This is a genomic window from Halomonas sp. B23F22_3 (assembly GCF_043496965.1).
Taxonomy (GTDB): Bacteria; Pseudomonadota; Gammaproteobacteria; order Pseudomonadales; family Halomonadaceae; genus Halomonas.
In genome coordinates this window covers 256,128-268,434 of sequence record NZ_JBIEKG010000005.1, presented here as the reverse complement: position 1 = coordinate 268,434, position 12,307 = coordinate 256,128, and the positions used below count along the sequence as shown (strand labels likewise).

Below are 12,307 nucleotides of genomic sequence, written 5' to 3'. Positions count from 1 at the left end.
ACCAGGAGAGACGAGATGCAGCTGAGTGCCGAGCGACTCGAGGCGGGCCTGGTCGGTCTCTGGCCCGACTGCCGCCACGCCCTGGCAGATCTACGCCTGCCCGAAACGCTGAGCCTGACCCTCGACAGTCGTCGGGTCGGTGCGGGCGATGTCTTCGTCGCGGTGCCCGGCGTGGCCGTCGACGGACGCGACTTCATCGACCAGGCGCTGACCGCCGGGGCGGCGCTGGTGCTGGCCCACGACGATGGCCGGCCCGGGCCGCAGGATGAACGCGTGCTGTGGCTGGCGGGGCTGCGTGAGGCCCAGGGCGAACTGGGCCGGGTGCTCTTCGAGGTCCCCGGGTCGCTGGCGCTGATCGGCGTGACCGGCACCAACGGCAAGAGCTCGGTCACGCACTACCTGGCCGCGCTGAGCCAGGCCCTCGGCGTGGAGGCCGGGCTGATCGGCACCCTGGGCCATGGCCGCCCCGGCGCCCTGACGGCGGGCAGCCTGACCACGCCCGGTCCCCTGGCCCTGCAGGCGGCGCTGGGTGAGATGGCCGCCGACGGGGTGACGCGCGTCGCCATGGAGGCCTCCTCCCATGCCCTGGAGCAGGGGCGTCTCGATGGCGCGAGCGTGCGGGCGGCGGTGTTCACCAACCTGAGTCGCGATCACCTGGACTACCACGGCAGCATGGCGGCCTACGCCGCCGCCAAGGCGCGGCTATTCCGTCGCCACGAGCTCGAACTCGCGGTGGTCAACGGTGGCGATCCGTTGGCACGGCTGATGCTCGCTGGCGTCCACCGCGGCGTGCGCGTGCTGGCGGTGGGTCAGGACGAGGCGGTGACCCTGCGTGTCGTCGACTGGCTCGCCCATGGCGATGGCCAGCGCGCGCTGATCGCCACCCCCGACGGCGAGCGCGAGCTCGAGCTTTCGCTGATGGGCCGCTTCACCCTGGATAATGTGCTGCTGGCCATCGCCACCCTGCATGGCCTCGGGCACCCCCTCGAGGCGCTCTTCGCGGCGGCGGCCAGGCTCGCCCCGGTGCCGGGACGCATGGAGCCGCTCTCGCGGCCGGGCGCGCCCACCGTGGTCATCGACTACGCCCACACGCCGGCCGCCCTGGACAATGCCCTGACGGCGCTGCGCGCACATTTGCCCGGCGACGGGCGGCTGTGGTGCCTGTTCGGCTGCGGCGGCGATCGCGACCGCGGCAAGCGACCGCTGATGGCCCAGGCCGCGGCGCGCCAGGCCGACGTGCTGGTGGTGACCGACGACAACCCGCGCGGCGAGGCGCCCGAGGCGATTCGCGCCCAGATCCTCGCGGGCCTGAACGAGGCGCCGTCACGCGAGGTGCTCGAGGTCGACGGTCGCGGCGCGGCCATCGCCCGGGTGCTGGTCGAGGCCGCCCCCGACGACGTCATCCTGATCGCCGGCAAGGGCCATGAGGACTATCAGGAGGTAGCGGGCGTGCGCCACGCCTTCTCCGATCTCGCCGAGGCCGAGCGCGGCCTGGCACGCCGGGTCGAGGAGGGCGCGGGATGAGCGGCGTCGGCCTGCGGACCCTGGCCGAGGTCGCGATCGCCCTCGGGCTGCCCCGGCTCGACGCGGACCCGGCCGTCGGCGCGATCGTCACCGATACCCGGCGCCTCGCCCCTGGTGCGCTCTTCGTGGCGCTCGTCGGCGAGCGCTTCGATGCCCACGACTTCGTGGCCCAGGCGCGCGAGGCCGGCGCCGTGGCGGCGCTGGTCGAGCGCCCGGTGGATGACCCGCTGCCCCAGCTGGTGGTGCCCGACACCCGGCTCGCCCTGGGGCTCCTCGCCCGGGCGCGGCGCCAGGCCTGGGGCGGGGGCCTGGTCGCCGTCACCGGCAACAGTGGCAAGACCACGGTCAAGCAGATGCTGGCGACCCTGCTGGGGCGGCGCGCCTCGACGCTCGCCACCCAGGGCAATCTCAACAACGACATCGGCGCGCCCCTGACGCTGCTGGCCCTCGAACCCCATCATCGCCAGGCGGTGGTGGAGCTCGGCGCCAATCACCTGGGCGAGATCGCCTGGACCACGGCCCTGGCCGCGCCCCGGGTGGCGATCATCACCAACGTCACCGGCGCCCACGTCGGCGAGTTCGGCGGCACGGGGCGCATCGCCCAGGCCAAGGCCGAGATCCTCGCCGGCCTGCCGAGCGACGGCGTGGCGGTACTCAATCGCGACGACGCCTTCTTCGCCGCCTGGGCGAGCCTCGCCGCGCCCCGGGAGGTGCTCGACTTCGGGCTGGGGCCGCGGGCGCGCGTGCGCGCCGAGGCGCTGGCCTGCGACGCCCTCGGACGCTATGCTTTCACGCTTGTCCGGGACGGTCACGCCATCGGCCGGGTCCAGCTGGCCCTGCTGGGGCGCCACAACGTGGCCAACGCCCTGGCTGCGGCGGCCGCGGCCCTGGCCATGGGGCTTCCGGAGGCCGAGGTGCTGGCCGGGCTCGCGGCGGTGGCGTCGATGCCGGGCCGACTGAGCGCCGTGGAGGGCTTCAACGGCACCCGGCTGCTGGACGATACCTATAATGCCAACCCCGGCGCGGTGAAGGCGGCGCTCGATGTCCTCGTGACGCTGCCCGAGCCGCACTGGTGCCTGCTCGGCGCCATGGGAGAACTGGGGGGCGAGTCCGACCGGCTGCATGCCGAGCTCGGGCACTATGCGCGGGAACGGGGCATCGACTTCCTGGGTACCCTGGGCGAGCCGGCACGGCCGGCCAGCCAGGCCTTCGGTGAAGGCGGGACCCACTTCGACGATCGGGAGGCGCTGACGCGCCACGTCCTCCACCATCTACCGCCCGGGGCCAGCGTGCTGGTCAAGGGCTCGCGCAGTGCCGGCATGGAACACGTCGTGGCCGCCCTGCGCGCGGATGCTTCAAGGTGAACGCACTACATGCTGCTCTTTCTGGCTGACTTCCTGGCGCAATTCCAGAGCGCCTTCAACGTTTTCGACTACCTGACCCTGCGCATGATCCTGGGAACCCTGACCGCGCTGGTGCTCTGCCTGTGGCTCGGTCCGCTGATGATCCGCCGCCTGGTGGAGCGCCAGATCGGCCAGGCGGTGCGCGACGACGGCCCCCAGTCCCATCTCTCCAAGGCCGGTACCCCGACCATGGGCGGCGCGATGATCCTGATGGCCATCGCGGTGAGCACTCTGCTGTGGGGCGACCTGACCAACCACTACGTGTGGCTGGTGCTGGGGGTGACGCTGGGCTTCGGTGCCATCGGCTGGGTCGACGACTACCGCAAGGTGGTGGAGAAGAACCCGCGGGGCCTGCCGGCACGCTGGAAGTATTTCTGGCAGTCGCTGATCGGCCTCGCGGCGGCGGTGCTGCTCTACGTCACGGCGGCCTCGCCGGTGGAGACCAGCCTGATCGTGCCGGTGTTCAAGGAGTTCGTGCTGCCGCTGGGCGTCTTCTACGTGGTGCTGACCTACCTGGTCATCGTCGGCAGTTCCAACGCGGTCAACCTCACCGACGGCCTCGACGGCCTGGCGATCATGCCCACCGTGCTGGTGGCCATGGGGCTCGCGGTGTTCGCCTATGCCAGCGGCAACACGGTGTTCTCCGACTACCTGCAGATCCCCTTCATTCCCGGTGCCGGCGAGCTGGCGGTGTTCTGCGCCACCATCGCCGGGGCGGGGCTCGGTTTCCTGTGGTTCAACACCTACCCGGCCCAGGTCTTCATGGGCGACGTGGGTGCGCTGGCGCTGGGCGCGGCCCTGGGCGTGGTGGCGGTGATCGTGCGCCAGGAGGTGGTGCTGTTCATCATGGGCGGGATCTTCGTCATGGAGACGGTCTCGGTGATCCTGCAGGTGGGCTCCTACAAGCTCACCGGGCGCCGTATCTTCCGCATGGCGCCGCTGCATCACCACTATGAGCTCAAGGGCTGGCCGGAGCCGCGGGTCATCGTGCGTTTCTGGATCATCACCGTGGTGCTGGTGCTGATCGGCCTGGCCACCCTCAAGGTCCGCTGATCGCCATCCGCCGATCGCCATTCGCAAGGAGCGCAACATGCTCAAGGTGCCGAAGGGAGTGACGCTGGTGGTCGGGCTCGGGCTCTCCGGGCGCGCCATCTGTCGCCACCTCAGCCGGCTCGGCGTGCCGTACATGGTCGCCGACACCCGCGCCGCGCCGCCCGGGCTGGAGGACTTCCGCGCCGCCCATCCGAGCGTCGCGTTCCACGGCGGGCCGCTCACCGAGCTGGACCTCACCGAGGTCGAGGAGGTGGTGCTGAGCCCGGGGGTCGACCCGGCGACGCCCGGACTCGCCGCGCTCGCCGGGCGCACCCGCGAGGCCACCGGCGAGCCGCTGCTGGTCGGCGAGATCGCGCTCTTCGTGCGCGCGGCCCGGGCGCCCATCGCCGCCATCTCTGGCTCGAACGCCAAGTCCACGGTCACCACCCTGGTCGGCGAGATGGCCCGCGAAGCCGGCCGCCGCGTCGCCGTGGGTGGCAACCTCGGCACCCCGGCCCTGGACCTGCTGGTCGAGGTGCCCGAGGCCGAGCTCTTCGTGCTGGAACTCTCCAGCTTCCAGCTCGAGACCACCCCCTCGCTCGGCGCCGAGACGGCGGCCTTCCTCAACCTCTCCGAGGATCACCTCGACCGCCACGGCGACATGGCAGGCTACCGAGACGCCAAGCGGGGCATTTTTCGCGGGGCCCGTCACGGCGTGATCAACGCCGAGGATCCCATGACCTGGCCGGCCACCCCGCTGCCCGCGGAGGACCGCTTCACCACCGGCGTGCCCGGGCCGGGGGAGTGGGGGGTCGGGCGCCACCAGGGAGCCGACTGGCTGATGCACGGCGACACGCCGCTGATGGCCGCCGCCGAGATGCGCCTGCCCGGTCGCCACAACCAGGCCAACGCCCTGGCCGCCCTGGCGATGGGCACCCGGCTGGGGTTGCCGCTCGCCGCGATGCTCGCGGTGATGCGGCGCTTTCCCGGGCTGCCCCACCGTGGCGAGCTGGTGGCCGAGGTCGACGGCGTGCGCTGGATCAACGACTCCAAGGGCACCAACGTCGGGGCGACCCTGGCGGCCATCGCGGGCCTGGGGCCGACCCTCGAGGGACGGCTGATCCTGCTCGCCGGCGGGGTGGGCAAGGGCGCCGACTTCCGGCCGCTGGCGGCGCCGCTGGCCCGCTACGGGCGCGAGGCGATCCTCTTCGGTGAGGACGCTTCGCGCCTCGAGGCCGATCTGGCGGGCGGCGTGGGGACGACGCGGGTCGACGACCTGGGCGCGGCGCTGGTGCGAGCGGCCGAGATCGCCGAGGCGGGCGACTGCGTGCTGCTCTCGCCGGCCTGCGCGAGCCTCGACCAGTTCCGCGACTATCAGGCCCGCGGGGAGGCCTTCCGTCGGGCGGTCCTGCGGCTGGCGGAGGCGACGCCATGAGCCGGCTCGCGCGTCTTCGCAAGCGGCTGAGCACCGCCGACCAGCCCTTCGACGGCTGGCTGGTGCTGGCCGCGCTGTCGCTACTGCTGATCGGCTGGGTGATGGTCACCTCGGCCTCCAGCGAGGTCGCCTCGAGCCTGACCGGCAACGCCTGGTACTTCAGCCTGCGTCACGGCACCTTCCTGCTGGCGGCGCTGGCCGTCGGGGCGCTGGCCCTGCGCGTGCCGCTGGCCTGGTGGAAGGCCAACGGCCCGCTGCTGCTGCTGGTAGGGCTCTCGCTGCTGGCGCTGGTGCTGCTGGTGGGGCGGGAGGTCAACGGCAGCCGTCGCTGGCTGTCGCTGCCCGGCGTGCCCTTTAACCTGCAGGCCTCCGAGGTCGCCAAGTTCTGCCTGATCATCTATATGGCCGGCTACCTGGAGCGCTTCCTGCCCCAGGTGCGCCGCGAGTGGGGCGCCTTCCTGCGCCCCCTGGCGGTGATGGCCGTGGTGGCGGGCCTGCTGATCCTCGAGCCCGATTACGGCGCCGTGGTGGTGATGACCGGGGCGGTGATGGGCATGCTGCTGATGGCCGGCGCGCCCTGGGGGCGTTTCCTGGTGATCCTGCTGCTGGTAGGAGCGCTGGGCGCCCTGGCCGCCGTCGCCGAGCCTTATCGCATGGCGCGCCTGACGAGTTTCGCCGACCCCTGGGCCGATCAGTTCGCCAGCGGCTACCAGTTGACGCAGGCGCTGATCGCCTTCGGGCGCGGCCACTGGCTGGGCATGGGGCTCGGCAACAGCGTGCAGAAGCTCTTCTACCTGCCCGAGGCCCATACCGACTTCGTCTTCGCGGTGCTCGCCGAGGAGCTCGGTCTGGTCGGCGCGATCGCCGTGGTGGGGCTCTTCGCCCTGCTGATCTGGCGGGCCATGGCGGTCGGCCGGCGGGCCGAGCTCGCCGGCCTCGCCTTCGCCGCCTACGTGAGTTATGGCTTCGCCCTGGTCCTCGGCGCCCAGGCCTTCATCAACATCGCCGTGAGCACCGGCATGCTGCCCACCAAGGGCTTGACCCTGCCGCTGCTGAGCTACGGGGGCTCGAGCCTGGTGGTGAGCAGCGCGATGGTCGCCCTGCTGCTGCGCGCCGACATCGAGACCCGCGAGGTCCGCCGGCGGGCGCGCCCCACGGCTCGGCGGGCTTCCTCGGACAAGACGCCCGGTGCCGGCAAGACACAAGGAAGTAGCCCATGAGTCGACAGCCAGGACGTCGTGTCCTGATCATGGCCGGCGGCACCGGTGGCCACGTCATTCCCGCGCTCTCGCTGGCCCGCGGGCTGGCCGCGGAGGGCGTCGAGGTCACCTGGCTCGGTAGCCCGCGGGGCATCGAGAATCGCCTGGTGCCTGAGGCCGGCATTCCGCTGTCGCGCATCGCGGTGAGCGGCCTGCGTGGCAACGGCCTGACCGGCTGGCTGCTGGCGCCGCTGAATCTCGTGCGCTCGGTCTGGCAGGCGCGGCGGGTGATCCGCGAGGCCGACCCCCAGTTGGTGGTCGGCCTGGGCGGCTTCGCCAGCGGCCCCGGGGGGCTCGCCGCCTGGCTGATGCGCCGTCCGCTGGTGATCCACGAGCAGAACGCCGTGGCCGGCCTGACCAATCGCGCCCTCTCTCGCCTGGCGCGCCGCGTCTACGCCGCCTTTCCCCAGGCCTTTCCCGGCCGGGCCGAGGTGATCGGCAACCCGGTGCGGGCCGAGATCGCGGCGCTCGGCCGGGTACCGAGGAGCGCCGCGGAGATGGCGGGGCGGCCCCTGCGCCTGCTGGTGGTGGGCGGCTCGTTGGGTGCCAAGGCACTCAACGAGCGCCTGCCCGAGGCGCTGGCCACCCTGCCCGAGGAGCGTCGCCCCGCGGTACGCCACCAGGCCGGGCGCGACAAGGATCCGGCGACCCGCGAGGCCTATGAGGCCCAGGGTGTTGCGGCCGAGGTGACGGCCTTCATCGACGACATGGCGGGCGCCTACGACTGGGCCGACCTGGTGGTCTGCCGGGCCGGTGCCCTGACCGTGGCCGAGCTCGCCGCCGCGGCCAAGCCGGCACTCTTCGTGCCCTTCCCCCACGCGGTGGACGATCATCAGACGGCCAACGCCCGGGCGCTGGTCGAGCAGCAGGCAGCCCGGCTGATGCCCCAGCAGGAAATGAGCGCAGCGGCGCTGGCCGAGTGCCTGGCGACGCTGCTGGACCCCGACACTCTCGCCACCATGGCGGCACGGGCCCGTGCCGGTGCCCATCTCGACGCCGTCGAGCGCCTGGTGGCCGGTTGCATGGAGACAGGTTTTGAGTGATGAGACCCTCGGGCCGGTTCCCGGTCAGGCGACACCCCCGCATCCCGGTCGCGGGCTGGGCATGCGTCGGATTCGACGCATCCACTTCGTCGGCATCGGCGGGGCCGGCATGTGCGGCATCGCCGAGGTGCTGGCCAACCAGGGCTACGCGGTCAGCGGCAGCGACCTGAAGGCCTCGCCGGTGGTGGCCCGCCTGCAGCAGTGCGGCATCCGCGTGGCCCTCGGCCACGCCGCCGACAACGCCGCGGGCGCCGACGTGGTGGTGGTCTCCACCGCGGTGGACGAGACCAACCCCGAGATCCGCTGGGCCCATGAGCACCGCGTGCCGGTGGTGCGCCGCGCCGAGATGCTCGCCGAGCTGATGCGCTTCCGCCACGGCATCGCCGTGGCCGGCACCCACGGCAAGACCACCACCACCAGCCTCACCGCGACCCTGCTCGGCGAGGGCGGCCTCGATCCCACCTTCGTGATCGGCGGCAAGCTGACCAGCGCCGGCACCAACGCGCGGCTCGGCGAGGGCGACTACCTGGTGGCGGAGGCCGACGAGTCGGATGCCTCCTTCCTGCACCTGCAGCCCATGGTCTCCATCGTCACCAACATCGACGCCGACCACATGGCCACCTACGGCGGCGACTTCGAGCGGCTCAAGGGCACCTTCATCGAGTTCCTGCACAACCTGCCGTTCTATGGCCTGGCGATCCTGTGCATCGACGACCCCCACGTGCGCGGCCTGCTCGACCAGGTCAGCCGGCGGTTCGTGACCTACGGCTTCAGCGAGGATGCCGACTACCGCATCGAGGACTTCGACCAGCGGGCCGGCGAGGTGCGCTTCACCGCCGTGCGGCCCGAGGGGCTGGCGCCCCTCGAGGTGCGCCTGGCCATGCCGGGTCGCCACAACGCCCTCAACGCCCTGGCGGCGATCGTGGTGGCCAGCGACGCCGGCGTCTCCGACGAGGCCATCCTCAGCGGCCTGCGGCATTTCGCCGGCGTGGGGCGGCGCTTCCAGGTGCATGGCCACTACCTCGCGCCCGAGGGCGAGGGACAGGTGATGCTGGTCGACGACTACGGCCACCACCCCCGCGAGGTGGAGATGGTGATCGACTCGGTCCGGGCGGGCTGGCCCGACCGCCGCCTGGTGATGGTCTACCAGCCGCACCGCTACTCGCGCACCCGCGACCTTTACGAGGACTTCGTGCGTGTGCTGGCGGGGGTCGACACCCTGCTGCTGCTCGACGTCTACAGCGCCGGGGAGGCGCCGCTGGCCGGCGCCGACGGTCGTACCCTGGCCGGCTCGATCCGCCAGCGCGGCGCGGTCGATCCGATCTTCGTCCAGGACAAGAGCGAGCTGCCGGGGCTGCTGGCGCGCGTGCTGCGCCCCGATGATATCCTGATCACCCAGGGCGCCGGCGACGTGGGCGGCATCGCCCAGCGGCTGAGCGATGCCGCCCTGAATCTCGATGAGGTGACGCTATGAGTGGCGACATGGGCCGCGTGGCGGTGCTCTTCGGCGGGGCGTCCGCCGAGCGTGAGGTGTCGTTGAAGAGTGGGGCGGCCGTGCTGGCGGCCCTGGAGCGCCAGGGCGTGGACGCCATCGGCTTTGACCCCGCCGACGGCGGGCTGGTGGGCCTCGAGGCGCTGGCGCCGGATCGCGTCTTCATCGCCCTGCACGGCCGCGGGGGCGAGGATGGCACCCTGCAGGGGGCGCTTGAGCTGCTGGACATTCCCTATACCGGCAGTGGCGTGCTGGCCTCGGCGCTGGGCATGGACAAGCAGCGCACCAAGCTGGTCTGGCAGGCCCTGGGACTGCCGACCCCGGAGAGCGTGATGCTCGGCCCCGACGCCGACTGGCAGGCGGTGATCGAACGGCTCGGCCTGCCGCTCATCGTCAAGCCGGTGCACGAGGGCTCGACCCTAGGCATCAGCATCGTCGATAGCCGCGATGCCCTGGAGGCGGCCTACCGCGATGCGGCCCGCTTCGATGCCCGAGTGATGGCCGAACGCTTCATCACGGGGGCGGAATACACGGTGTCGCTGCTTGGCGACGAGGTCCTGCCGGCCATCCGCGTCGAGGTACCCGGCGGCTTCTACGACTATGAGGCCAAGTACGTCTCCGACGACACGCGCTACCACCTGCCGTGCGGCCTCTCCGCGGACGAAGAGGCCGAACTCGCCGTGCTCTGTCGCGATGCCTTCGCGGCGATCGGCGCGGAGGGCTGGGGGCGCATCGACGTGATGCGCGATGGAGCAGGGCGCTTCTGGCTCATCGAGGTCAATACCGTGCCGGGCATGACCGACCACAGCCTGGTCCCCCTGTCGGCCGCCCATGCCGGCATCGATTTCGATGCCCTGGTGCTGCGCATCCTCGCCACGGCCGGGGAGCGTCGCTAGCCCATGGCCGCGCGTGGAAGCCTCGTCGGGGTGCTGTTGCTGGCGCTCCTGCTGGGCGCCGGGGGGCGGGCGCTGTGGGTATGGCTGGACCGTCCCATCGAGCGGGTCTCGGTGCGGGGCGAGCTTACGCATGTCAGTGCCGACTACCTGCGCAGCCGCCTGGCGCCGCTGATCCAGGGCCAGAGCTGGCTCTCCGTCGACCTCTCGGCGCTGCGCCGTCAGGCGCGGGAGATCGGTTGGCTGAAGGAGGTGCGCGTCAGCCGCGAGTGGCCCGATGCGTTGACCTTCGAACTGGTCGAGCAGGTGCCGGTGGCGCGCTGGAGCGACGGGCGGCTGCTCAATCCCGAGGGCGAACCCTTCGCCGCCGGCCCGGTGTCGCCGCCCGCCGACCTGCCGGACCTGGCCGGCCCACCCGACAGCGGGGCCGAGGTCCTGGACTACCGGGCTCGGCTCGCCGTGCAGTTTGCGTCTCTGGGGCTCGAGGTGCGCCAGCTGCGCCTCGAGCCGCGCGGCGCCTGGCGCTTCCAGCTCGATAGCGGCGTCTGGGTGATGCTGGGGCGTAACGATCGGGCCTCTCGTCTGGGGCGCCTGGTCGCCGCCTGGGAGCGCGAGCTGGGACCTCTGGCGTCGCATATTCGCTACATTGATCTGCGCTATCCCAATGGTGTCGCCGTGGCGTGGCATGGCGAAACTGAACCGCTCGAGGGTGAGTCGACAACGGAAGGGTGATCGATCGATGAAATGACTCGCCCATGTTGGCGGTATTTGGGGTGTTTCTTTCGCGGCAAAATCGCCGTATCGTGTCCGGTGTTTTAACAATCGGGCTGGTGGAACACGCGATGTTGTTCCTATAATTGCCCCAGACTAACTTTTCAGGATTAATCTTCCCCTTCGGGGTCAGGTTCTAGGAGACTTCCCGACTCATGGCAGGTCCATCCAATGCGTCCAATATGGTAGTCGGGCTGGATATCGGAACATCCAAGGTCGTGGCGATCGTGGGTCAGCCCACCGACGATGGCGGGATCGAAATCGCCGGTATCGGCTCACATCCGTCACGCGGAATGAAGAAAGGCGTGGTGATCAATATCGAATCCACGGTGCAGTCGATTCAGCGCGCCGTGGAAGAGGCCGAACTGATGGCCGGCTGTGATATCCACTCGGTCTATGTCGGCATCGCCGGTAGTCATATCAGTTCGATGAATTCCGATGGTGTGGTGGCGATCAAGGAGCGCGAGGTCGCCTCCACCGATATCGACCGCGTCATCGATTCCGCCCGTGCTCGCGCGATCTCGGAAGGGCAGCGGGTGCTGCACGTGCTTCCCCAGGAGTTCGCCATCGATACCCAGGGCGGTATCCGCGAACCGCTCGGCATGTCCGGGGTTCGCCTCGAGGCGCGGGTACATCTGGTCACCGCCGCCCTGAATGCCGTGCAGAACATCGAGAAGTGCGTGCGACGCTGCGGGCTCGAGGTGGACTCGATCATCCTCGAGCAGCTGGCGTCCAGCCATGCGGTGTTGACCGAGGACGAGCGGGAGCTCGGCGTCTGCATGGTGGACATCGGCGGCGGCACCACCGATATCGCCGTGTTCACCGAGGGCGCGATTCGCCACACGGCGGTGATTCCCATCGCCGGCGACCAGGTTACCAACGATATCGCCATGGCACTGCGCACGCCCACGCAGCATGCCGAGGAGATCAAGGTCAAGTATGCCTGCGCGCTGACCCAACTGGCCGCCAGCGACGAGATGATCAAGGTGCCCAGCGTCGGTGACCGGCCGGCCCGGGACCTCTCTCGCCAGTCACTGGCCGAGGTCGTGGAGCCCCGCTACGAGGAGCTCTTCACCCTGGTGCGCGACGAGCTGCGGCGCAGCGGCTACGAGGACCTCGTCGCCGCAGGTGTGGTCCTGACCGGCGGCACCGCCCGCATGGAGGGCGTGGTCGAGCTGGCCGAGGAGATCTTCCATATGCCGGTACGCATCGCCTGTCCGCAGAATGTGCGTGGACTGGCCGACGTGGTGCGCAATCCGATTTATTCGACGGGTGTCGGCCTGCTGCATTACGCTCTACTGGAAACCCGTCAAGGGCATGGCCGCCAGGGGGCCGGGGGTAGCATGTCGGCGCAACCCAGACGTGACGACAATACCCGGCGTGACGCAGGGGAAGGGACTCCGGCGTTGGCAAGGATCAAGGGCTGGTTCAAAGGAAATTTCTGACAGGGCCGCG

The 12,307-nt window shown here is 70.8% G+C and carries 10 protein-coding genes; all 10 read left to right on the top strand.

The window, feature by feature from the left end:
- Positions 1–15 precede the first annotated feature (15 nt).
- The 10 genes from ACGTNG_RS13255 to ftsA all read left to right on the top strand — a co-directional run bounded on the left by ACGTNG_RS13255 (position 16) and on the right by ftsA (position 12,297).
- Positions 16–1,524 (top strand): UDP-N-acetylmuramoyl-L-alanyl-D-glutamate--2,6-diaminopimelate ligase, encoded by a 1,509-nt coding sequence (locus tag ACGTNG_RS13255; RefSeq protein ID WP_394797004.1) that lies wholly within the window; start codon positions 16–18, stop codon positions 1,522–1,524.
- Positions 1,521–2,888 (top strand): UDP-N-acetylmuramoyl-tripeptide--D-alanyl-D-alanine ligase, encoded by a 1,368-nt coding sequence (locus ACGTNG_RS13250; RefSeq protein WP_394797003.1) that lies wholly within the window; start codon positions 1,521–1,523, stop codon positions 2,886–2,888. Before ACGTNG_RS13255 ends, ACGTNG_RS13250 begins: the two co-directional genes overlap by 4 nt.
- 9 nt (positions 2,889–2,897) lie before the next feature.
- Complete coding sequence (gene mraY, locus ACGTNG_RS13245; RefSeq protein ID WP_394797002.1) at positions 2,898–3,980, top strand: phospho-N-acetylmuramoyl-pentapeptide-transferase; 1,083 nt, start codon at positions 2,898–2,900, stop codon at positions 3,978–3,980.
- A 37-nt stretch (positions 3,981–4,017) separates the two neighbouring features.
- A complete protein-coding gene (gene murD, locus ACGTNG_RS13240) occupies positions 4,018–5,394 on the top strand; it encodes a UDP-N-acetylmuramoyl-L-alanine--D-glutamate ligase (RefSeq protein ID WP_394797001.1) in 1,377 nt (458 codons plus the stop codon).
- The gene (gene ftsW, locus ACGTNG_RS13235; protein WP_394797000.1) at positions 5,391–6,614 is read left to right on the top strand and encodes a putative lipid II flippase FtsW; all 1,224 of its coding nucleotides are present in this window, start codon (positions 5,391–5,393) and stop codon (positions 6,612–6,614) included. Before murD ends, ftsW begins: the two co-directional genes overlap by 4 nt.
- Positions 6,611–7,696 (top strand): undecaprenyldiphospho-muramoylpentapeptide beta-N-acetylglucosaminyltransferase, encoded by a 1,086-nt coding sequence (gene murG, locus ACGTNG_RS13230; protein ID WP_394796999.1) that lies wholly within the window; start codon positions 6,611–6,613, stop codon positions 7,694–7,696. The genes ftsW and murG overlap by 4 nt, the downstream gene beginning before the upstream one ends.
- Positions 7,697–7,757: 61 nt before the next feature.
- The gene (murC, locus tag ACGTNG_RS13225) at positions 7,758–9,170 is read left to right on the top strand and encodes a UDP-N-acetylmuramate--L-alanine ligase (protein ID WP_394797201.1); all 1,413 of its coding nucleotides are present in this window, start codon (positions 7,758–7,760) and stop codon (positions 9,168–9,170) included.
- Positions 9,167–10,084 (top strand): D-alanine--D-alanine ligase, encoded by a 918-nt coding sequence (locus ACGTNG_RS13220; RefSeq protein ID WP_394796998.1) that lies wholly within the window; start codon positions 9,167–9,169, stop codon positions 10,082–10,084. Before murC ends, ACGTNG_RS13220 begins: the two co-directional genes overlap by 4 nt.
- 3 nt (positions 10,085–10,087) lie before the next feature.
- Complete coding sequence (locus tag ACGTNG_RS13215) at positions 10,088–10,813, top strand: cell division protein FtsQ/DivIB (protein ID WP_394796997.1); 726 nt, start codon at positions 10,088–10,090, stop codon at positions 10,811–10,813.
- Positions 10,814–11,007: 194 nt separating this feature from the next.
- The gene (ftsA, locus tag ACGTNG_RS13210) at positions 11,008–12,297 is read left to right on the top strand and encodes a cell division protein FtsA (RefSeq protein ID WP_394796996.1); all 1,290 of its coding nucleotides are present in this window, start codon (positions 11,008–11,010) and stop codon (positions 12,295–12,297) included.
- The last annotated feature ends 10 nt before the right edge of the window (positions 12,298–12,307 follow it).

Excerpts from the sequence above, each read along its gene's own strand:
- ACGTNG_RS13255 (WP_394797004.1), top strand. The coding sequence starts at position 16 with ATGCAGCTGAGTGCCGAGCGACTCGAGGCGGGCCTGGTCGGTCTCTGG.
- ACGTNG_RS13250 (WP_394797003.1), top strand. The coding sequence starts at position 1,521 with ATGAGCGGCGTCGGCCTGCGGACCCTGGCCGAGGTCGCGATCGCCCTC.
- mraY (WP_394797002.1), top strand. The coding sequence starts at position 2,898 with ATGCTGCTCTTTCTGGCTGACTTCCTGGCGCAATTCCAGAGCGCCTTC.
- murD (WP_394797001.1), top strand. The coding sequence starts at position 4,018 with ATGCTCAAGGTGCCGAAGGGAGTGACGCTGGTGGTCGGGCTCGGGCTC.
- ftsW (WP_394797000.1), top strand. The coding sequence starts at position 5,391 with ATGAGCCGGCTCGCGCGTCTTCGCAAGCGGCTGAGCACCGCCGACCAG.
- murG (WP_394796999.1), top strand. The coding sequence starts at position 6,611 with ATGAGTCGACAGCCAGGACGTCGTGTCCTGATCATGGCCGGCGGCACC.
- murC (WP_394797201.1), top strand. The coding sequence starts at position 7,758 with ATGCGTCGGATTCGACGCATCCACTTCGTCGGCATCGGCGGGGCCGGC.
- ACGTNG_RS13220 (WP_394796998.1), top strand. The coding sequence starts at position 9,167 with ATGAGTGGCGACATGGGCCGCGTGGCGGTGCTCTTCGGCGGGGCGTCC.
- ACGTNG_RS13215 (WP_394796997.1), top strand. The coding sequence starts at position 10,088 with ATGGCCGCGCGTGGAAGCCTCGTCGGGGTGCTGTTGCTGGCGCTCCTG.
- ftsA (WP_394796996.1), top strand. The coding sequence starts at position 11,008 with ATGGCAGGTCCATCCAATGCGTCCAATATGGTAGTCGGGCTGGATATC.